The sequence below is a fragment of the Rummeliibacillus sp. NPDC094406 genome, assembly GCF_044763875.1.
Lineage (GTDB): Bacteria > Bacillota > Bacilli > Bacillales_A > Planococcaceae > Rummeliibacillus.
Window position 1 is genome coordinate 1 of sequence record NZ_JBIWGZ010000008.1, and the last position, 20,056, is coordinate 20,056.

The window sequence follows — 20,056 nt, forward strand, 5'->3', positions numbered from 1 at the left end:
GCGTTCGTCCTGAGCCAGGATCAAACTCTCCATAAAAGTAAAGTTTGAAAGCTCATTAGCTTTGCTAGCGTATCATCTATAAGATGATATCTATTTTTGTCCTTGTCACTAACATAAGTTAGTGAACAAAGTTTATTGATTAACGTCTTGCTTGTTCAGTTTTCAAGGTTCATATCTCATTGTCATCTTGACGACTTTTATATCTTATCACTTTCAATTCTTACTGTCAAGAACTTTTCTGAAAAAGTTTTTTAGTAGAATATTTAGCGATTTACTTAGTACGTCTTAGCGACATTTAATATAATACAATAGTTTATTTGAGAATGTCAACACTTTTTGTGAAATAATTTCACCATCCATAAAAGTGCTGTAATCAATATACAACTATTTTGTAGATTGTTCAATTTTATAATGTCTATGGAAGATTTGATTACTCTTTGTTTCTACGTTTTCGGCTTGAATATATCCCTTACTAATTAGAAACTCAACGAACACTTCCAAATCCACAGAGTAGTTTTTCAATTCTTCTTGTTCATGTAACTCTTGAATTGTCCAATATTCCTTTTCAGACATTACTTTTAATATATGACGAGCTCCATCTGCCGTACGTGAATGAATCAAGAACTCACTAGCTAAGAATAAAAGTTCTAATCTTTTATTAATAGGTTCTTCACTTGAAATCAGCTCTTCATATAATTTGTAAATCTCAGGATCAATTTGCTTTACTTGAGACCATACAGTAACTTCAGGATATAACCCCTTATCCAACACTGCTAATCGAGCTAGGTGATGCAATGACTCTACCACATGATTATAGGCATCTAAATAATTTGTTTCTTCAAAGCATACTTTACCTTCCAAATAATGACGAATTAGCTTTGCAAACTCGATGCCCATTTTGACGTTCCTACCATAGAAGGGAAAGTCCTTTAGATTTTGTTTTAGATTACTTACATACTCATTTCGATCAAATAATATTCTCCCAAATAAAATCCAATCGATTAGTTTCTTATTTGTGCCTACAAGTAACCATTTATGTAATTGCTTTTCAGTTATAATATGCATTGCTGCTTTTTGATCTTCAAATGTATAGTGTTTTGTATAGACTGGTACACGATTATCTTTTGTTATGATCAATAGGATTGTATCGAATGTATCAGTAATTGGACTGACATCTTCTCTTTTTTCTATAATAATAACCCCTAATGTATTGGGCTGGCTTGCTCGTTCTTGGTATATTGGACGAAGTAATTGCTCCATAAGAATCCTCCTAGAATAAAATCTCTATATAATAATCTTTCGACAGTAAAATATAGATTCCTCTTTGTAGTTTCAAATCGTATTGCCTAACTATACTGTTTTTAGTATCCTGTAGTTTAGGAGGCTTACAAATGAAATCCAATAAGAAACCTTATAAAAGTAAAATTAACAAAATCCGTACATTTGCTTTATCACTTATTTTTATCGGCTTTATCATCATGTATGGCGCCATTATCTTTAGGGAACATAAATGGTTGGTAGTTATTTTCATGACTCTTGGTGTGCTATGTATTGTCGGTAGCACAATGGTTTATGCTTGGATTGGTTTTTTATCAACACAAGCCGTTCTAGTTGAATGTCCAAACTGTCATAAACACACAAAGGTGTTAGGTCGTGTAGATATGTGTATGTTTTGTAGCGAACCTTTAACATTGGACAAGTCATTAGAAGGCAAAGAATTCAATCAAGATTATAACAAAAACCTTGAGCATAAAGAATTATAAAGTGAAATATCCTGTTAATCAGCACGAATCGAGTTTTTACGGGCAGTTATTTTTATCAGAATATTCTCGTTTTCTTTTATAACTACACTGCCCGTTCATACGGGGGATGAACCTCATTTCTGCCTGAGGCGGGGTTTTTCAATACAAAATAATATAAGATAGTCTACCATAAAATTCTTAATAGAAAAAAGCTATACATCGGTATAAACACCATGTATAGCTTTTTTTTGCATTACATTATTGAAGCTTCGTTGCTTTTTCTGCACATTCAGGACAGGTTCCGTATACTTCCAAACGGTGAGAGTTGACCTTGAAGCCTGTAACATGAGCTGCGAGATGTTCTACTTCATCAAGTCCAGGGTAATGGAAGTCTACGATTTTACCACATGATTCACAAATAATATGATAATGCTTGCTTGTTACAAAATCAAAACGGCTAGCGTTATCTCCATAAGTCAATTCTTTTACAAGACCTGATTCACGGAAAACACGTAAATTATTGTATACAGTAGCAACGCTCATATTAGGAAATTTATGCTCTAATGCTTTATAAATATCATCAGCAGTAGGATGTGACATTGATTCGATCAAGTATTCTAAAATCGCATGACGTTGAGGAGTAATCCTTACGCCAGTTGTCTTTAGCGTGTCAAGTGCACTTTTTAATTGCATTTCGGACATCGCCATGCACCTCACTTCATAAGTATTATTTATTTATAATCGTTATAATTAGTTTACTTAATAAGTGGTACAAATGTCAATAATTCTACCTATCGTTAGAGTGTTTTGTTCACTTTTGAGCTATTGCTTCTTATTTTAAATTGAAAAACGACCGTAATTTGCTATGTAAACGAGATCATATTCTCATTAATTTTCTCAATTAAAGGAAGTTAATGATAGTTTAGCCACTTAACAAGAGAAAATAATTAATATCCTTTTTGAGGATTGATGATATTTTCGAGTTGCTTGTCCCCTTTTAGCCACTTTTTCAAGTTTGGTTTAAAAATATCGAAACTCCGTTCTAAATAACGAGAGGAATGACTAGAAACATGTGGTGACACTGTTATATTATCCATTGTCCAAAATGGATGATCTTTAGGCAAAGGCTCTTCTTCAAACACATCACATACTGCATAGGCTATATCCTTTTGCAAAAGTGCTTCTTGTAATACATCTGTCGCTACCAAGTCACCCCGGCCAAAATTCATAAAGATCGCACTGTCTTTCATCACTTTAAAATGCTCAGCACCCAATAAATGATGCGTTTCTTTTGTGCTTGGTAATACTGAAATTACAATATCCGCTTCTGGTAAAACAGTCGTCAATTCATCAAACTTTATCATACCATTCATATAATCTGCGTTCTTACCAGAGCGATTACAACCAATCGTTTTAACACCAAAGCATTGGAGTATACGCCCAATTTCTCCCCCAATAGCTCCCGGACCTAAAATCAGTGCTGTTGAATCCCGTAATTCTTTGGATTTAGATTTGCGATTCCATTCTGCATTTCTTTCTTTTTCATAAATCCATTGTAGTGAACGATTATATGCCAGAATATGTGCTATTACTGATTCTGCCATCGGTACTTTGTGAATGCCACGTACGTTTGAAACTGTAATCCCACGGTTTGCTATTTCACTTAATGGCATTTTTTCAAGTCCTGCTGAGAAAACCATAATCCATTGTAGCTGATTAGCAATTTCAATATGTCTTTCGGTCAAATCTTCACCATACGTGACTAAAATGTCTGCTGTTTTTAATATGTCTTCTTCTACTGAATTACGAAAGATAAAATCTTGCTCCGGAAACTCGTGTAATAGATCTTCTTTTAAATCAGGGCGAGGATCGAATGTAAAATATATTCTCATGCTTTATTCCCCTTTTCTACGCAGATAATTTAACACTTCTTCGATATGATTTTTGACACGTACTTTACGCCATTCTTTTTCAACAATTCCTTCTTTGTTGATCAAAAAAGTAGAGCGTTCAATCCCCATATATTCGCGGCCATACATTTTCTTTAATTTCCAAACGTCGTAAGCTTCTGCTACTTCGTGATTTGTATCAATCAGTAATGAAAAAGGTAGTCCATGTTTTTCGATAAACTTAGCATGTTTGTTTTCATCATCGGGGCTTACACCTAAAATAACAACATCTAAATCGGAAAAATCCTGATGAGCATCACGGAAATCACATGCTTCTGTTGTGCAGCCAGGAGTCATATCTTTAGGATAAAAATAGAGTACAACTGATTCCTTCCCATTAAAATCGGCTAATGAAACTATTTCTCCCTTTTCATTGAGCAATGTAAACTTGGGTGCTTCTAATCCTTCTAACATTGTCATGATAAATCCTCCATTTCATATACTTACTAATATTGTAACAATTTATTTGATGTTCGGATGAATTTTTAACTACAATAAAGTCATACAATCTTTAGGTACTCTTTTTCCTGAGAAATAGTTAGTGTAATGAGATATTTTGATAGTAATATCAACATCTAACATATTATCAATACGGAATGGATAAATATTAACAATATAGAGATATTGACCAATGATGCTTTATCGTTTAAAGTACCAGAATACAGTATATAGAAAGTGAGGTTACCCATTTTCACATGAAATTAGGTGCCCGAATATTAAAAACGGGAGTCGCCATTGTATTGGCCTTATTTTTAGCACAGGCATTACATTGTCCATCTCCTATATTTGCAGGAATTGCTGCTATTTTCTCTTTACAGCCTTCTCTCTATCGTTCTTATCGATCTATAATTGAACAAGTTCAAGGAAATATCATTGGAGCAGTTGTCGCAATTGCTTTTGGCTACATTTTTGGACAAGAGTTCGTAGCAGTTGGATTAGCAGCAATTGTAACATTATTAGTAATGATTCGATTTAAACTTGAGGATAGTATTTCACTAGCCCTTGTTACGATGGTTGTTATTATGGAAGTTCAAGGCGAACAATTTATCACATTTGGACTTATTCGCTTCGCTACCGTTATGATTGGTGTACTATCAGCATTTGCCGTTAATCTATTATTCCTTCCACCTCGATACGAAACACGTCTTTATGCTTCCCTAAATATTTTACAGGACGATATTATTCGGTGGATTCGCTTGGCAGCTCGTCAAGCATCAGAGCATACTTCTACAAAACAATCGTTACGAACATTGAAACAGCGATACGAACGTATCAAGATTTTGTATAATCTGTACAAAGAAGAACGTGCATATTTTGGTAATAAGAAATTTGTAAAGGCTCGCAAACTAGTTATTTATCGTCAAATGATCTTAACGACTAAAAAGAGTATTGAAGTATTAAATCGACTACATTTACATGAAAATGAAATGGCCCATTTACCTGAACGTTTTCGTATTATGATACAAGAACGCTTAGATTATCTACTAACTTATCATGAACAGTTATTTTTGAAATATACCGGTAAATTAAAGCATGAGCATACTACCTGGGTTGGGAAAGAGGAATATTTACAACGCAATGAAGTAATGGATATATTCGCTCAGCACATTGTATTAGCACATGAAGATGAAAATGAAGAAGAATTCTCAAGCTATCATCTACTGCATATTCTTTCTCGAATATTAGATTATGAAGAAAATCTAGAGCATTTGGATACTTTGATAAAGGCATACCAAAGCCGTCATTCACATGAAGTTTTAAAAGTAGAAATAGATGATCGAATTATTTAGTAAGGCTGATAATGAAATTGATTCCGAAAGATTTGTTAGGATTTAATCTATTGTAAAACAGTATCGTTAGATGGTTTCAAAGTCTACATTTGACATGGAACTCAGCACATATAGAAAAAAACTCCAATCGTCTTTAGCTAGACGCATTGGAGTTTTTTAGCTAGTTTTTCATTTTTGGATCAAGTGCATCACGTAGACCATCCCCCATTAGGTTGAAACCTAGAACCGTTAACATTATTGCTAAACCTGGGAAGATCATCGTCCAAGGTGCATTGACTAAATAAATTCTAGCATCCGCCAGCATTTTGCCCCATTCTGGTTGAGGTGCCTGGGCCCCTAGTCCAAGGAAGCCAAGTGCTGCAGCTTCAATGATTGCAGATGCAATTGCAAGTGTGCCTTGCACAATAACCGGCGTCATGGAATTCGGCAAAATATGTGAGAACAATATTCGAAAATCCTTCATACCAATAGCCTTAGCTGCTGTAATATATTCCTCTTGTTTAATACTCAATACTTTTGAACGTATCAGTCTTCCAAAATTAGGAATGTTAATCACCGCAATTGCAATCAGAGCATTTGTTAAAGAAGGACCTAATACAGAAACAATTGCAATAGCTAAAAGAATACTTGGAAACGCTAGTAAGATATCGAAAATACGAGAAATGATCGTGTCTACCCAGCGACCATAGTAACCCGCTACAATCCCCAAAATGCTTCCAACTACAACAGAACCTATTACAGAAAAGAAACCAACCATTAAGGAAATTCTAGCTCCATGTATGACTCGAGAAAAAATATCTCGTCCAAAATCATCTGTTCCAAACCAATGGTCAGCAGATGGCGCTTTTAATCTATTACTCAATTGTTGTTCATTGATTCCTTGTGAAGCAATAAGAGGACCAAATATAGCTAGTAGGATAAAGAAAGCCACAATAATCGCTCCAATTAGCGCAACTTTATTTTTTCTAAAGCTACGCCATGCTTCTTTCCATGGACCAGCCGATTGATCTTTCTGTGTTGAATCATTTGATGTTACATTCGGTGCCATTTGAGACATATTGGACTCCTCCTTTTAGTCATATTTAATCCTTGGATCAATAAGGCTATATAAAATATCAACAATTAAATTAATCATGATAAAGATAAATGCTACCACTAAAATTCCAGATTGAATAACTGGATAATCCCGGAAACCAATTGCATCATAGATATAACGGCCAATTCCAGGCCAACTAAAGATTGTTTCAGTTAATATAGCACCGCCAAGTAATAGCCCCATTTGTAAACCAATTACTGTTAATACAGGGATAATTGCGTTTTTTAACGCGTGTTTGTAAACAACCCAGAACATCTTTTGACCCTTAGCACGAGCTGTACGAACATAGTCTGAACGTAAAACTTCAAGCATACTTGACCGTGTCATACGTGCGATAATAGCCATCGGAATTGTTGCCAATGCTAAAGCTGGTAGAATTACATGCTGAAGTACTACGATTAGTTGATCAAATCGCCCTTGAAGAATGGTATCTAATACATATAAGTAAGTGATTGGATTAACAGGGTCTCGCGCATCCTCTCGTCCTGATGTTGGTAACATATCTAACTGAATCCCAAACACCCACTGTTCCATCAAACCAAGCCAGAAAATAGGCATTGATACACCAATTAATGCGATAACCATTGCTGTATAATCGAACCATGAATTTTGGAACCAAGCCGAAATGATGCCTGCATTTACACCAATAATCACTGCTAAAATAATTGCGCATAAGGATAATTCTAAAGTTGCCGCTAGATACGGCCAAAGCTCACTTGCAACCGGTACTTTTGTACGCATTGATTCACCTAGATCACCTGTAAGTAAATCACCTAAGTAATGAAAATATTGCACATACCATGGATTATCTAATCCCAGACTTGCTCGCAATGCTGCGACTGCTTCTTTCGTAGCCTGTTGACCTAAAATAACTTGCGCAGGGTCACCCGGAATTGCACGGATAATCAAAAATACGATAAACGTCATTCCGAGCAAAACAGGGATCAACTGTAATAATCTTCTACCGATATAGTGCAGCATACCTTCACCTCTCCATCCTCGTGTTGTCATTTTACTTGGATAAAAAATCACCTTTCACCAATAAAAAGTAAAAGGTGATTTTAATCTTATAAATAGTTTTTCAGTACTTTTCTATTTCTTTTTCTTTAATTTTTAATATCAACATTTGATAAGATATCAGAACCTGTTGGGTGAGGTTTGAAGTATTCGATACCCGCTTTACCTGCCAATAATGGTGTAGAGTGAGCAAGTGGAACCCATGGCGCTTGTTCTGAAAGAATTACTTGAGCTTTTTTGTATAGTTCGTTACGTTTTGCTTCATCTGTTTCTGTTTGTGCTTCTAATAATAATTTATGAGTTTCTTTGTTTTTGAAGAATGTATAGTTGTTGCTTCCGATGTTACTTTCATCTAATAAAGTATATAAGAAGTTATCTGCATCTCCGTTATCACCAGTCCATCCAAGTAAGAATGCATCTGCTTCCCCTTTGGCTGCTTTATCAAGATAAGTTGCCCATTCGAACGAAACAATTTTAGATTTCATACCAACATCAGCTAGATTCTTTTGAATCGCTTCTGCCACTTTTTGTCCATCTGGCATATATGGACGCGGTACTGGCATTGCCCAAAGTTCAATTTGTTTTCCATCATATCCAGCTTCTTTTAATAAAGCTTTTGCTTTTTCTGGATTATATTCATAACCTTTAACATCATCGTTGTAACCGCCAATTACTGGAGGCATTGGATTTTTCGCAGCTTTTGCTTTTCCTTCAAAGAAGGCATCAATAATCGCTTGTTTATCAATAGCGTAGTTCACTGCTTGACGAACTTTTACATTATCAAATGGTGGACGAGTAGTTGTTAAACCTAGATATCCAACGTTCATCGATGGACGTTCGAAGATTTGTAAATCTTTGTTACTTTGAATTGAAGCTGCATCTGATGGATTGATACCATCAGCTAAATCAATTTCCCCAGTGTTTAAAGCATTTAGACGAGCTGAATTATCTGGAATAGAGCGGAATACGATTTTATCTAATTTAGGTAGTCCTTCTTTCCAATAGTCTTTATTTTTTTCAATTGTTACGGAGTCGTTACGTTTCCAAGATACAAATTTGAATGGACCAGTACCTACTGGGTTGTCACCAAACTTGTCTCCTTCTTTTTCAAGTGCAGTTGGACTTGCAATACCAAATGGACTCATAGCAAGGTTTTTCAAGAATGGTGCTTGCGCACGATTTAAAGTGATAATCACTTTATAATCACCATCTGCTTTAACGTCTTTAATAACTGCACCTTTATCTCCTTTGAAACCACCAAACATTGAGATAAAGTAAGGGTATTTATCGGCATTCCCACTCATCCAACGTTCGAAGTTCTTTACTACTGCTTCTGCGTTGAAGTCTGTTCCATCATGGAATTTCACACCTTCTTGTAAATCGAATGTGTATGTTAAACCATCCTTAGACGCTTCCCATTTTGTAGCAAGACCAGGTTGTAAAGTTGTATCTTGCTCTCCAAAATTAATAAGTGTTTCAAAGACATTTTGTGTTACTTTAAATGATTCACCATCTGTTACAGTGATTGGATCAAGAGATACTGAATCTCCTCCACGCCCGAATACAAGAATCTTTTCTTTTTTGCTATCGCCAGTGTTCGTGTTACTTGCAGTGTCATCTTTTTTATCAGATGAACATGCCGCAAGAAGTGTTGATAATACTAGCACTAACAATAGACCTACAGATAATAACCTCTTTTTCTTCATTCAATAACCCCCATGTTTGATTAATTTATATATCATTGTTGTACTGCTCATCATAGAGATGGCAAGCAACAGAATGACCTTTTTCCACTTCTACTAACTTTGGTACGACATTTTTACAGATATCCGTTTTAAATGGGCATCTTGTATGGAATGTACAACCTGTAGGAGGATTCGATGGACTAGGAATATCCCCCGTCAGTAGAATTTGTTCCCTTGTGAAATCTGGATCTGGTACAGGTACTGCTGATAGTAATGCCTTCGCATAAGGATGCAGCGGATTACTGTAAAGTTGTTCACTTTCTGCTAGTTCAACCATTTTCCCTAAATACATGACCCCCACACGATCACTAATATGCCGCACTACCCCTAAATCATGTGCAATAAAGATATATGTGAGTTTTAAATCCTTTTGTAAGTCTTGCATCAGATTTAAAACTTGCGCTTGAATTGATACATCTAAAGCAGATACAGGTTCATCTGCAATGATTAGTTTTGGATTTGTCATTAACGCTCGAGCAATTCCGACCCGTTGTCTTTGACCGCCACTAAATTGATGAGGGTACCGTTTAGCATGGTAACTTGACAACCCTACAATTTCTAACAATTCATTTACTCTTCTTTTACGCTCCTTTGCATCACCTATCCCGTGTACAATCAATGGTTCTTCAAGGATTTTCCCTATTGAATGACGCGGATTCAAAGAAGCATATGGATCTTGAAAGACCATTTGTATTTCTCTTCGTGCTTTACGCATCTCCACATTAGATAATTTAGCTAAATCTTTTCCTTCAAATTCGATTGAGCCTTCAGTTGGATCTAACAATCGCATAATCATTCGGCCAGTTGTCGATTTTCCGCAACCGGACTCACCAACAATACCTAGTGTTTCTCCTTCATTCACATAGAAAGACACATCATCTACTGCCTTTACGCTACCTTGCTCTTTTCCAAGAACACCTTTACGGATAGGAAAGTATTTCTTTAAATTATTTACTTTCAATAGCGGTTCTGTCATCGATAGATGCCTCCTTTCCTTCATGTAAGAAGCATCGGGTTTTATGTACATCAGATGTCTGATACAATTCTGGGGTTTCTTGTGTACAACGATCAAATGCAAATTCACAACGTGCAGCAAAACGGCAACCTTGCTTTATTGTACCTGGCTTTGGTACATTTCCTGGAATTGAATAGAGTCGTTGTTTTTTATATCTCATATCAGGAACAGATTGGATCAGTCCTTTTGTATAAGGATGCTCGGAGTTTTTGAAAATAACATCAACAGGACCTTCTTCTACAATTTGTCCACTATACATCACTACAACTCTTTCGCATGTTTCTGCAACAACACCTAGATCATGCGTGATCAGCATAATTGCTGTATTTAGTCGCTCATTTAAATCCTTCATCAATTGTAAAATTTGTGCTTGAATCGTTACATCAAGAGCTGTTGTAGGCTCATCCGCTATTAAAATTTTAGGATCGCATACTAAAGCCATTGCAATCATGACACGTTGACGCATTCCTCCAGATAATTGATGTGGATATTCTTTTAATAACTCTTCCGCTCTTGGGAGCCCTACTAATTTCATCATTTCTACAGCACGTGCAGAAGCCTTTTTCTTTGACCAGCCTTTGCGATGAATTAAAATAGCTTCTGTTAACTGATTACCAATGGTAAACAACGGATTCAATGAAGTCATAGGCTCTTGGAAAATCATTGCAATTTCTTTCCCTCTAATTTTCCGTAATTCTTTTTGTGAATATTTTGTCAAATCTTCTCCTTCTAATAGTATATGTCCATTTGTAATTTTCCCTGGTGGAGATGGTACCAGCCCCATAATGGAAAGTGAGGTTACACTTTTACCACAACCAGATTCACCTACAATTCCAAGAATTTCTCCCTCTTTTAGAGAAAAATCGATATGATCGACAGCTGAAATAGCCCCATCATCCGTAAAAAACGTTGTCTCAAGTCCTTTAACCTGCAAAAGGTCTTTTCGATGATTCATTGTTTTCACTCCTTTAAGAGCCATATTTTCTATTTAATTCACCTTTCTTAATTCTATTATTATTTATATATAAATTGCAACATATTTCAGATTATTCAATAAATTGTTTATTTTATAGAAAAATATAAGACTTCTCTTTAATAGAGAAGTCTTAATAATTCACTTACATATTATGTTAGGTTTAATCTAACTTTTGAACTTGGAACAAATCATGATAAATACCATTTTGATTCATCAATGAGTCATGTGTACCCTGTTCTTTCAATTCACCATGATCAATGACCAAAATCTGATCTGCATGTGTAATAGTAGATAAACGGTGTGCTACAATCACCGTCGTTCGATTATGTGCAAGACGATCAAGGGATTCTTGAATCAAAGCCTCACTTTCTAAATCTAATGCAGATGTTGCTTCGTCTAAAATGAGAATTGGTGGATTCTTTAAGAACACACGAGCTATAGCAACACGTTGTTTTTGACCACCGGAAAGTTTGACTCCACGTTCCCCTACCTTTGTATCATAGCCTTCAGGTAATGACATGATAAAGTCATGAGCATTGGCAGCCTTTGCAGCAGCAATTACCTCATCATCTGAAGCTTGTGGATTCCCCATCATTATATTAGATTTCACTGAATCACTAAATAAAATATTATCTTGTAATACTATCCCAATTTGTGAACGTAATGATTCAATTGTTGCATTTCGAACATCAATGCCATCTATTTTGACTGCTCCTTCAATAACATCATAGAATCGAGGAATTAAACTAATAATAGTAGATTTACCTCCACCACTCATTCCGACAAGTGCTACTGTTTGTCCAGAAGCAATGTTGAAGTTAATGTTTTTTAGAACATCTCTGCCTTCTTCTCCATAATGGAATGTCACATTTTCAAAATCAATTTTCCCTTTTACCTGAGATAATAACTTCGCACCTGGAACATCTTCAATATCATATTTTTCATCAAACAATTCAAACATACGATCCATTGAAGCAACTGCCTGAGTCAAGGTCGTAGATGCATTAACAAGACGACGTAATGGGTTATATAAACTGTCAATATAAGCGACAAAAGCAGCCATTGTCCCTACTGAAAGATGGCCATTAATAACTTGGTATCCTGCATATCCAACTACCACTAACGGTGCAATACCCGTAATTGTATTAACTACAGCAAATGTTTTTGCATTCCAACGTGTTTGTTCCAAAGCTTTATCCAAGAATTTCCCATTAGTTTCAGCAAATATTTGTTGCTCATGAGTTTCAAGTGTAAAACTTTTTATAATACTCATACCTTGCACACGTTCATGTAAATAACTTTGTACACCTGCAAGTGCTTTCGAACGTTCTCTTGTTAATGATCTTAAACGAGCAAAAAAGTAGCGTACACTGATCGCATAAAATGGAAATGCGATTAATGAAACCAATGTTAACTTCACATCTAATTTCAACATAATGACAATAGCTATTAAAATCGTACATAAGTCAATCCAAACATTCATCAACCCTGTCATAACAAACTCTTTTGTTTGCTCAACATCATTGATCACACGAGATATTACATCTCCTACACGATTATTTGCGTAGAATTTCAAACCTAGTTTTTGTAAATGCGCATATAGTTTTTGACGGATATCGTACAGAATTTTATTGCTCAATCTTTGTGCAAAATATTGACGATAGTATTCAACTGGTGGTCGGATGATAAAGAATAATACCGCTGTTCCTCCGAGCCAGTAAAATAATTCTTTTGTTTTCTCATCATTTGATAGATGATCTGCACCGATAATATCATCAATTACTATTTTAATCAGTACTGGTGTAAAAAGTGGAATGGCAAATTTAATAACACCAATAATGAAAGTAAGAAAAATGTCAAATCGATAAGGTTTAACGAAGCGCAAATAGCGTTTCATACTCCCCATTTCAAATCACGTTCCTTTCCAAGTGAAAGGAGCTGCCCAAAGCTACTTTCGGGCAACTCCTTTGCGATTTCCGATAAGTGTGAAGGGATGTCCCATAAGTGCATTTACGCACTTGTGAGGCATCCCAAGTTACTCATCATTTTCGTGTAGCTGTCTTTGGAATTCATAACGACTTGTCCATGCTTCGATAAAATCAGGAGCAAATGGACCTCTCCGTTGTTGAATCCAACTGATTAGTTTATCTACATTAGACTTTAGGATATTGTCAATTACAGGTGGATAACCCATAGCCTTTTTATGTTGCTCATACTCATCTTCATCAAGTAATGTGTAAGACATATCTGGAAAGACTTTGATATCTAAATCATAGTCAATATATTTTACTGCATTATGATCAAATACAAATGGTGAACTCATATTACAGTAGTAATATACTCCATCTTCTCTTAACATACAAATAATATTGAACCAGTGCTCTGCGTGAAAATAACAAATTGACGGTTCTCGTGTAACCCAAGTGCGTCCATCTGACTCAATAACGAGTGTTCTTTCATTCGCACCGATTACTATATTTTTGGTAGCCTTTAAAACCATTGTTTCCTGCCAAACTCGGTGGATATTGCCGTTGTGCTTGTAACTATGTATTTGTATGATTTCCCCTTCTGACGGAATTGCCATTCAAAAGCCCACCTTTTTAACAAACACTCCTAAATGAGCGTTCTTTTGTAACATTATAACAATCCTAGCGGAAAACTTGTAGCAAAAAATTGGTGAAGGTACAAATCCTTCACCAATTAGGGAATTTCTTAACTAAAAATTGTTTTGTTGATTTTGTTGGGCGTATTTACCTGAAGCTTGAGCTTTACTTTGCTCTGCTTGTTGGTTTTGTTTTTTTACCTCATTTAAATTTGTTTCAGAACCAAACTCTTCAGCAGCTGATTGGCCAAATTGACCAGAAGCTTGTTGTTTGTTTTTTTCAGCTTGTTGGTTTTGTTTTGCTACTTCTTGCAAGTTTGTCTCTGAACCAAATTCTGTACTAGCATTTTTTGAATTGGTAAAATTCTTCTTCATTGAATATCACCTCCACGCAATATAATTTGTGCATCGAGGCTTTTTTTATACTCTGAGATTTATTAAATTATTTAAACTTCTTCTTTGTAGTATTGCCAAACCTTCTGCATCGGTACTGGCATAGGTAATTCTTTCATTTCTTCAATTGAAAACCAAGCACTATTTTCAGGTGTATCTCCTTTTTGTTTTACACCAATAATATAACTGTCCATGTGCCAAACAAGATGCGAGAAAACATGTTTGAATGTTAAAAGTTTTTCACGATTAATAAGTTCCACTTGATAAGTAGTTGCAAGTAGTGATTCATTTGTATGTGTTTCTTTGCTATTTTGTTCAATCATTGGAAATTGCCACATATTCGCAAGTAACCCTTTATCAGGTCTTTTTTCTAATAGGAATTGGCCTTTCTCATTTTGTACCACAAACATATCATAATAGAGACTTTTTGTTTTTACTTTTTTCGTTTTGACTGGCAGTTCTTCAGGATTTCCTTCATTATATGCTGTACAAAACTCTCTTACTGGACAGAGCAAACATTTTGGAGAAGTAGGCGTACATACTAACGCGCCTAATTCCATTAATCCTTGGTTAAACTCTGATGGGTGCTCTGTATCAATTAGCTCCATTACAGCATTTTCAAATATTTTTTTGGTTTTGGGTAATGCGATATCTTCACCTATTAATAGAACTCGACTAAGCACTCTCATAACATTACCATCAACTGCATGTTCAGCCCTATTATAGGCAATACTTAATACTGCACCCGCAGTATATGGACCGACTCCCTTAAGTTTTGAAATTTCAGGACGGTTATCTGGAACTTTACCACCATAGTTTTCGACTACTTCACGAACACCGACTTGTAAATTACGTGCTCTTGAATAATAACCAAGACCTTCCCATTGCTTTAATAATTTTTCTTCAGGAGCTTCAGCTAATACCTCAGGTGTTGGAAACTCTTTCATAAATCGATTATAGTACGGTATTACCGTATCTACTCTAGTTTGTTGAAGCATTACTTCTGATACCCAAATCTTATAAGGGTCTTTTGTCTTTCTCCAAGGTAAATCTCTTTTTTCTTTTTGAAACCATTCGACTAATGCATGTTGAAATTGTTTTTTATATTGATAGTACACGATTATCTCCTAATTTATTTCGATTTTATTTCACATAAAAAATGGGTATTATAGTGTAAACTAGTCCATATAGGAACTTCATAAATATTTTATATTTTCTGTCTCCCTACAAATTAAGGAGTTGATCATCTTGGATTCTGGCACACATCTAGTTATGGGGATTGCTCTGGGTGGCCTAGCTTTGGTTGACCCAGTTGTTGCTCATAATTCACCTACCACAGTTGCAGTCATTACAGGCATGATTGTGGGTTCTCAAGCTCCAGATATTGATACAATTTTGAAATTACGTGGCAATGCCACTTATATTCGGCACCATAGAGGAATTACACACTCAATTCCAGCAGTTATATTATGGCCTATTTTGATTACCGGTTTTCTTTCTATTATATTCTCTAATGCGAATGTTTTACATCTTTGGCTTTGGACGTTTTTTGCTGTATTCTTACATGTCTTTGTAGATATCTTTAATGCATATGGAACACAAGCCTTAAGACCATTTTCAAAACAATGGATTGCACTCGGGTGGATTAATACGTTTGATCCGATCATTTTTTCACTCCATGTTATTGCTCTAATGTTTTGGGCTTTTGGCGCGAATCCAGTTTCGACGATGTTTACATTGTATGGAATCATTTTCATCTATTATATAATCCGGTATTTGCTTCAAAAGTCCGTAAAGAATGCTGTTCGCAATACAATTCCTGATGCCGAGCTTATCATATTGTCACCAACATCACACTTTTTCCAATATCGTGTAGCAGCAAACTCTACTACTCACCATTATGTCGGACGTGCATATGGTCGTTCAATAACGATTTACGATAAGTTTCTAATCGAGCCCTTGCCTGATACACCTGAATTTAAAGCAGTTATGAAGGATCCTAACTTTATATCTTTTGTCTCCTTTTCTCCTTTATATAGATGGGAAGTTGCTGACATTGAAGACGATTTACTCGAAGTTAGACTGATTGATTTACGTTATCGTAGTAATAATCGTTATCCATTTGTTGCAATTGCTCACCTAACTCAGGACTACGAAATCGTAAACTCCTTTACCGGGTGGATTTTTAGTGAGGATAAATTGCAGAAGAAATTGGTTGTTTAAATGAATACAGAGGGTGTTCGCCTACCTCAAAAGATCAACGACCGTTCCAATATACGGAACGGTCATTTTTTTATTCTACTTCATCTAATAAATGAGCATATTTTGGATTGCGTCCTGCAAACTCATGTAACTGAGCTCCGTAGCTTTCAATCCATTGTAAAATAATTTTTTCTGTCATCTCGGCACCACGATAATCATAACCTGCCTTAGCATATGTGGATTCAAAATCCGACCACAGTAATTCAATCCAAATACGTGCTTTTTGTTCAGAAACACTAGTATTTTTAGCTCGTAATTTAGAAATTAGCTCGTTAATCTTTTGCTCCACTAAAATGCCTCCTTGACTGGTGTTAACATTGAAATAGGAAGTGCTTCTTCATAATGATTGCCACCTAAGCGATATCCCCAAGCATAAACACCTTTTAAATAATCTACTTGGAAGAACATACCTGGATCGTTTTCGATGCGGTAAATTTCTCCGGGTTTAAAGTCATCTGGATTTAATAAGTATGCTTGCGCTAATAACGCTTTACGTTCGTAAACCGCAAATTCATTTAAAATACCAAGTTGTTCAGCTTTACGCGCTTTTTCTTTTAATGTTGCAATTATTTCACGTAATTCATTGGGTTTCATTTCACTATATTTTTTATCCACTGTCTTGCTCCTTCTGTTCTATATACATTTCAATTTTTTCAATAGGAAAACCTTTTTGATAAAGCGCCTGTTTCACTCGCATCTTCAACTCATAATCACAATATTTTGAAGCATACTTATTCCAAACTTTATCCCCTTGTTGAGCGATCATTTCTGTCCATTCATCTTCATCTTTAGATAATTCGATTTGGTCTAAGACTTGTTCAACGATTGCAAAAGAGTATCCTTTTCGTACAAGCATTTCTTGTATCTTCTTCTTCATTTGGCTAGGCGTTTTACGATTTTCATTGCGTACAGCTTTTTCTGCTAATTGCAATGCTATTTCTAATTGTTCATCTTCAGAAAACGAATGTAAAACCTGCTGTTGGATGTTTTTATCTATACCCTTTTTCTCCAAATCCTTCTGAATAGCTCTAGGACCTTTTTTTGCCGTTTTCTTTTTTGTTTCTAATAATGCTTTTGAATAGCTTTCATCATTTAAAAAGCCTAGCTTCTTCAATTTTTGTAATGATTCTTGAATGACTGCTTCACCAAATTCCAAGTCTTTCAGTTTTTGATGAACTTCATATTCACTTCTCATTTGATAACTTAAAAAGGATAGTGCACGATTGAATGCTCTTTGAATTTCATCGTCAAAAGCAATTTCATCTACTGTTAAGTCATCTATCGTCTTCCCTTTTGTTAGACTATACTGAATTAAAATAGCCTCATCAATACTAAATGCATATTCTTCATTTAAATAAATATTATAACGTTCTTGATTTCGTTTTTGACGGCTAATTTTCGTAATGACTCGCGACATCCAATCCCTCCTTTGCTATGCTTAGTATACAACTTTTCCATCCTAACATCATGGAATGTGTCATATATAGCATATCTTTGATTCAAGTAAGTACAAACATCACTTTGTTTTTATTAGATGAATCAATTTCATTTTTGGTTTTTAAATACGACGCTCGCCCGCGGAAAGCGCCATCTGGAGCGGCATACTAAGCATATACTAGATATGAAATATTTATTAAATTACTTCAATTAAATAAGGAGGGTGTTTTTGTTATGAAAATTGCGATTACAGGTGGTTCAGGATTTGTAGGTCAAGAACTAGTTAAACACTTACAACAGCAAGGGCATGAAATTGTTATTTTAACTCGGAATAATAGTCATTTTACAAATGGCATTCAATACATTCAATGGTTATCCAAAAACTCCTCTCCAGAAAACTATTTAGAGGGAATTGAAGCGATCGTTAATTTAGCTGGTTCTTCCTTAAATAAAGGGCGTTGGACCGAAAAACAAAAAAGAGAGATTTATGACAGTCGAATATCCGCTACAAATGAAATCATTCGAATCATAAAGGCACTAAAAACACCGCCTAGAGTATTAGTGAATGCCAGTGCAATTGGTATTTATCCTGCTTCTACAACAACAACATATACCGAAACGTCACGGGATATCGCCAACGATTTCCTTGCAAAAACAGTTCACGATTGGGAGCAATCAGCTAAGGTGGCAGAAGATTTAGGTGTACGGGTTGTCTTAGCTCGATTTGGTGTGATTCTTGGAAAAAATGCAGGAGCTCTTCCAATGATGGTCATGCCATATAAACTTTACATAGGTGGAACAGTCGGCACAGGCTCCCAATGGGTGTCATGGGTTCATGTCGAGGATGTAGCTAATGCTATAACCTTTGCAATAAGCAATGAAAACTTACATGGCATTATAAATGTCACTTCTCCAAATCCAGTTCGAATGAAAAATTTCGGTGATACAATTGCAGTAGTAATGCACCGTCCTCATTGGTTCCCCGTACCTGCACTTTTAATGAAACTAGCACTCGGTAAGAAAAGCCAACTTGTTTTAGAAGGTCAGCAAGTCTTACCAAAAGTTTTATTGACTCTTGATTTTCAATTTCAATATCCAACTCTTTATAGTGCATTAGAAAATTTATTGTAATTGCATAATTCCATTTAAACAACGCAACCTATCTAAAAAAAGAAAGGTTGCGTTGAACATGATTAAACAGCATGCAACTGGTATTGTTTTAGCTATGTCCATTTTCATTACGGGTATAATTGTGAATCCATTTAATGCATTTGCTCAAGAATTTAGTTGGGGATTTAAAAAGGCTCAAAACGAAGTACCACCGGAAGCCGGCGCTACATTCGATCAAATGCTTGAAAAATACGGAGCCGTATATAAAGGAAAAGATGATGAAAAAGTGATGTATCTTACCTTCGATTGTGGCTATGAAAATGGCTATACTGAATCGATTTTAAACACTTTGAAAAAAGAGCAGATTCAAGCTACCTTTTTCTTAACTGGACATTATTTAACTAGTGCTACTCCATTAGTAAAACGCATGGTAAAAGAAGGGCATGAAATCGGAAACCATTCAGATAAACATCCGAATATGGCACGACTTACCGAACAACAAATGCTAGATGAATGGAAACGCTTTGATCAAAAACTAGCTGAATTAACCGATGTGGAAAGAACAGTATTTGCAAGGCCTCCAGAGGGCGTTTTCAGCGAAGAGTTATTACGAGTTGGTCAAAAAGCAGGGTATCGCCATATATTCTGGTCTGTTGCATTTAAAGACTGGCTTAGAGATAAACCACAAGGCTGGGAATACGCATATAACAACTTAATGTCTCAAATGCACCCAGGAGCAATCATTTTAATGCATACTGTATCTCCTGATAATGCAGAAGCACTTCCTCGATTTATTAAAGATGCAAAGAAAAAAGGCTATCGTTTTGATTCCATTAATAATTTAGTCAATGATATTCCTTTTGTATCTAATTCTTAGTTGGGCGCTGATTCTTCCCTTACACGTTGCTGTTCGCTATAATGA

21 protein-coding genes are annotated in these 20,056 nt (G+C 35.6%); 5 read left to right on the plus strand and 16 right to left on the minus strand.

All coding sequences use genetic code 11. From position 1 onward, the window contains the following. Positions 1 to 384 precede the first annotated feature (384 nt). A complete protein-coding gene (locus tag ACIQ4I_RS17650; protein ID WP_403098373.1) occupies positions 385 to 1,260 on the minus strand; it encodes a nucleotidyltransferase-like protein in 876 nt (291 codons plus the stop codon). 131 nt (positions 1,261 to 1,391) lie between these two features. Here ACIQ4I_RS17650 and ACIQ4I_RS17655 point away from each other — a divergent pair, with 131 nt between their 5' ends. After that, positions 1,392 to 1,763: a YgzB family protein gene (locus ACIQ4I_RS17655; protein WP_403098375.1), complete on the plus strand. Its 372-nt coding sequence runs from the start codon at positions 1,392 to 1,394 to the stop codon at positions 1,761 to 1,763. Positions 1,764 to 2,000: 237 nt separating this feature from the next. Here ACIQ4I_RS17655 and perR read toward each other — a convergent pair whose 3' ends face one another. From perR to bcp, 3 genes are all read right to left on the minus strand, one after another. Then, entirely contained in the window at positions 2,001 to 2,444 is a 444-nt protein-coding gene (gene perR, locus ACIQ4I_RS17660; RefSeq protein ID WP_397539993.1) for a peroxide-responsive transcriptional repressor PerR, read from the minus strand. A 245-nt stretch (positions 2,445 to 2,689) separates the two neighbouring features. Continuing rightward, positions 2,690 to 3,634, minus strand: a complete 945-nt coding sequence (locus ACIQ4I_RS17665; protein ID WP_403098377.1) for a D-2-hydroxyacid dehydrogenase — start codon at positions 3,632 to 3,634, stop codon at positions 2,690 to 2,692. A 3-nt stretch (positions 3,635 to 3,637) separates the two neighbouring features. Beyond that, positions 3,638 to 4,111 carry a thioredoxin-dependent thiol peroxidase gene (bcp, locus tag ACIQ4I_RS17670; RefSeq protein WP_403098379.1) on the minus strand — a complete coding sequence of 158 codons (474 nt, stop codon included), beginning with the start codon at positions 4,109 to 4,111 and terminating at the stop codon, positions 3,638 to 3,640. A 275-nt stretch (positions 4,112 to 4,386) separates the two neighbouring features. Between bcp and ACIQ4I_RS17675 the strand changes: the two genes are divergently transcribed. Further along, positions 4,387 to 5,481 carry an FUSC family protein gene (locus ACIQ4I_RS17675; RefSeq protein ID WP_403098381.1) on the plus strand — a complete coding sequence of 365 codons (1,095 nt, stop codon included), beginning with the start codon at positions 4,387 to 4,389 and terminating at the stop codon, positions 5,479 to 5,481. A gap of 160 nt (positions 5,482 to 5,641) precedes the next feature. Here the strand turns inward: ACIQ4I_RS17675 and nikC are convergent, their stop codons facing one another. The 9 genes from nikC to mutY all read right to left on the minus strand — a co-directional run bounded on the left by nikC (position 5,642) and on the right by mutY (position 15,443). Then, on the minus strand, positions 5,642 to 6,538 hold the full coding sequence (nikC, locus tag ACIQ4I_RS17680; RefSeq protein ID WP_403098383.1) for a nickel transporter permease: 897 nt from the start codon (positions 6,536 to 6,538) through the stop codon (positions 5,642 to 5,644). 15 nt (positions 6,539 to 6,553) lie between these two features. Further along, on the minus strand, positions 6,554 to 7,558 hold the full coding sequence (locus tag ACIQ4I_RS17685) for an ABC transporter permease (protein WP_403098385.1): 1,005 nt from the start codon (positions 7,556 to 7,558) through the stop codon (positions 6,554 to 6,556). 125 nt (positions 7,559 to 7,683) lie between these two features. Next, positions 7,684 to 9,300 (minus strand): ABC transporter substrate-binding protein, encoded by a 1,617-nt coding sequence (locus ACIQ4I_RS17690; RefSeq protein ID WP_403098387.1) that lies wholly within the window; start codon positions 9,298 to 9,300, stop codon positions 7,684 to 7,686. Between the two features lie 25 nt (positions 9,301 to 9,325). Further along, positions 9,326 to 10,315, minus strand: coding sequence for an ABC transporter ATP-binding protein (locus tag ACIQ4I_RS17695; protein ID WP_403098389.1), 990 nt, complete (start codon positions 10,313 to 10,315; stop codon positions 9,326 to 9,328). Further along, positions 10,287 to 11,309 carry an ABC transporter ATP-binding protein gene (locus tag ACIQ4I_RS17700; RefSeq protein ID WP_403098391.1) on the minus strand — a complete coding sequence of 341 codons (1,023 nt, stop codon included), beginning with the start codon at positions 11,307 to 11,309 and terminating at the stop codon, positions 10,287 to 10,289. The genes ACIQ4I_RS17695 and ACIQ4I_RS17700 overlap by 29 nt, the downstream gene beginning before the upstream one ends. 181 nt (positions 11,310 to 11,490) lie before the next feature. Then, the gene (locus ACIQ4I_RS17705; RefSeq protein ID WP_403098393.1) at positions 11,491 to 13,236 is read right to left on the minus strand and encodes an ABC transporter ATP-binding protein; all 1,746 of its coding nucleotides are present in this window, start codon (positions 13,234 to 13,236) and stop codon (positions 11,491 to 11,493) included. 129 nt (positions 13,237 to 13,365) lie between these two features. Then, complete coding sequence (ntdP, locus tag ACIQ4I_RS17710) at positions 13,366 to 13,914, minus strand: nucleoside tri-diphosphate phosphatase (RefSeq protein WP_403098395.1); 549 nt, start codon at positions 13,912 to 13,914, stop codon at positions 13,366 to 13,368. A 132-nt stretch (positions 13,915 to 14,046) separates the two neighbouring features. Further along, positions 14,047 to 14,307 (minus strand): gamma-type small acid-soluble spore protein, encoded by a 261-nt coding sequence (locus tag ACIQ4I_RS17715; protein WP_403098397.1) that lies wholly within the window; start codon positions 14,305 to 14,307, stop codon positions 14,047 to 14,049. A gap of 71 nt (positions 14,308 to 14,378) precedes the next feature. Further along, positions 14,379 to 15,443 (minus strand): A/G-specific adenine glycosylase, encoded by a 1,065-nt coding sequence (mutY, locus tag ACIQ4I_RS17720; RefSeq protein ID WP_403098399.1) that lies wholly within the window; start codon positions 15,441 to 15,443, stop codon positions 14,379 to 14,381. 130 nt (positions 15,444 to 15,573) lie between these two features. Between mutY and ACIQ4I_RS17725 the strand changes: the two genes are divergently transcribed. Then, positions 15,574 to 16,548, plus strand: coding sequence for a metal-dependent hydrolase (locus ACIQ4I_RS17725; RefSeq protein WP_403098401.1), 975 nt, complete (start codon positions 15,574 to 15,576; stop codon positions 16,546 to 16,548). Between the two features lie 70 nt (positions 16,549 to 16,618). On the opposite strand, the gene ACIQ4I_RS17730 is transcribed toward ACIQ4I_RS17725, so the two are convergent. The 3 genes from ACIQ4I_RS17730 to recX are packed head-to-tail and all read right to left on the minus strand — an operon-like array spanning position 16,619 to position 18,004. Further along, on the minus strand, positions 16,619 to 16,876 hold the full coding sequence (locus tag ACIQ4I_RS17730; protein ID WP_403098403.1) for a YfhJ family protein: 258 nt from the start codon (positions 16,874 to 16,876) through the stop codon (positions 16,619 to 16,621). Continuing rightward, positions 16,876 to 17,181 carry a YfhH family protein gene (locus ACIQ4I_RS17735; RefSeq protein WP_403098688.1) on the minus strand — a complete coding sequence of 102 codons (306 nt, stop codon included), beginning with the start codon at positions 17,179 to 17,181 and terminating at the stop codon, positions 16,876 to 16,878. The genes ACIQ4I_RS17730 and ACIQ4I_RS17735 overlap by 1 nt, the downstream gene beginning before the upstream one ends. A 13-nt stretch (positions 17,182 to 17,194) precedes the next feature. Continuing rightward, positions 17,195 to 18,004, minus strand: coding sequence for a recombination regulator RecX (gene recX / locus ACIQ4I_RS17740; RefSeq protein ID WP_403098405.1), 810 nt, complete (start codon positions 18,002 to 18,004; stop codon positions 17,195 to 17,197). Positions 18,005 to 18,258: 254 nt separating this feature from the next. Here recX and ACIQ4I_RS17745 point away from each other — a divergent pair, with 254 nt between their 5' ends. Further along, on the plus strand, positions 18,259 to 19,155 hold the full coding sequence (locus ACIQ4I_RS17745) for a TIGR01777 family oxidoreductase (RefSeq protein ID WP_403098407.1): 897 nt from the start codon (positions 18,259 to 18,261) through the stop codon (positions 19,153 to 19,155). Between the two features lie 58 nt (positions 19,156 to 19,213). After that, the gene (locus tag ACIQ4I_RS17750) at positions 19,214 to 20,011 is read left to right on the plus strand and encodes a polysaccharide deacetylase family protein (RefSeq protein ID WP_403098409.1); all 798 of its coding nucleotides are present in this window, start codon (positions 19,214 to 19,216) and stop codon (positions 20,009 to 20,011) included. Positions 20,012 to 20,056: the final 45 nt, after the last annotated feature.

Coding starts and splice junctions, on each gene's coding strand:
- ACIQ4I_RS17655 (WP_403098375.1), top strand. CDS start 1,392: ATGAAATCCAATAAGAAACCTTATAAAAGTAAAATTAACAAAATCCGT.
- ACIQ4I_RS17665 (WP_403098377.1), bottom strand. CDS start 3,634: ATGAGAATATATTTTACATTCGATCCTCGCCCTGATTTAAAAGAAGAT.
- ACIQ4I_RS17745 (WP_403098407.1), top strand. CDS start 18,259: ATGAAAATTGCGATTACAGGTGGTTCAGGATTTGTAGGTCAAGAACTA.
- ACIQ4I_RS17750 (WP_403098409.1), top strand. CDS start 19,214: ATGATTAAACAGCATGCAACTGGTATTGTTTTAGCTATGTCCATTTTC.
- ACIQ4I_RS17705 (WP_403098393.1), bottom strand. CDS start 13,236: ATGGGGAGTATGAAACGCTATTTGCGCTTCGTTAAACCTTATCGATTT.
- nikC (WP_403098383.1), bottom strand. CDS start 6,538: ATGTCTCAAATGGCACCGAATGTAACATCAAATGATTCAACACAGAAA.
- ACIQ4I_RS17650 (WP_403098373.1), bottom strand. CDS start 1,260: ATGGAGCAATTACTTCGTCCAATATACCAAGAACGAGCAAGCCAGCCC.
- ACIQ4I_RS17735 (WP_403098688.1), bottom strand. CDS start 17,181: ATGAAACCCAATGAATTACGTGAAATAATTGCAACATTAAAAGAAAAA.
- ACIQ4I_RS17700 (WP_403098391.1), bottom strand. CDS start 11,309: ATGAATCATCGAAAAGACCTTTTGCAGGTTAAAGGACTTGAGACAACG.
- ACIQ4I_RS17715 (WP_403098397.1), bottom strand. CDS start 14,307: ATGAAGAAGAATTTTACCAATTCAAAAAATGCTAGTACAGAATTTGGT.
- ntdP (WP_403098395.1), bottom strand. CDS start 13,914: ATGGCAATTCCGTCAGAAGGGGAAATCATACAAATACATAGTTACAAG.
- bcp (WP_403098379.1), bottom strand. CDS start 4,111: ATGACAATGTTAGAAGGATTAGAAGCACCCAAGTTTACATTGCTCAAT.
- recX (WP_403098405.1), bottom strand. CDS start 18,004: ATGTCGCGAGTCATTACGAAAATTAGCCGTCAAAAACGAAATCAAGAA.
- ACIQ4I_RS17695 (WP_403098389.1), bottom strand. CDS start 10,315: ATGACAGAACCGCTATTGAAAGTAAATAATTTAAAGAAATACTTTCCT.
- perR (WP_397539993.1), bottom strand. CDS start 2,444: ATGTCCGAAATGCAATTAAAAAGTGCACTTGACACGCTAAAGACAACT.
- ACIQ4I_RS17690 (WP_403098387.1), bottom strand. CDS start 9,300: ATGAAGAAAAAGAGGTTATTATCTGTAGGTCTATTGTTAGTGCTAGTA.
- ACIQ4I_RS17685 (WP_403098385.1), bottom strand. CDS start 7,558: ATGCTGCACTATATCGGTAGAAGATTATTACAGTTGATCCCTGTTTTG.
- ACIQ4I_RS17675 (WP_403098381.1), top strand. CDS start 4,387: ATGAAATTAGGTGCCCGAATATTAAAAACGGGAGTCGCCATTGTATTG.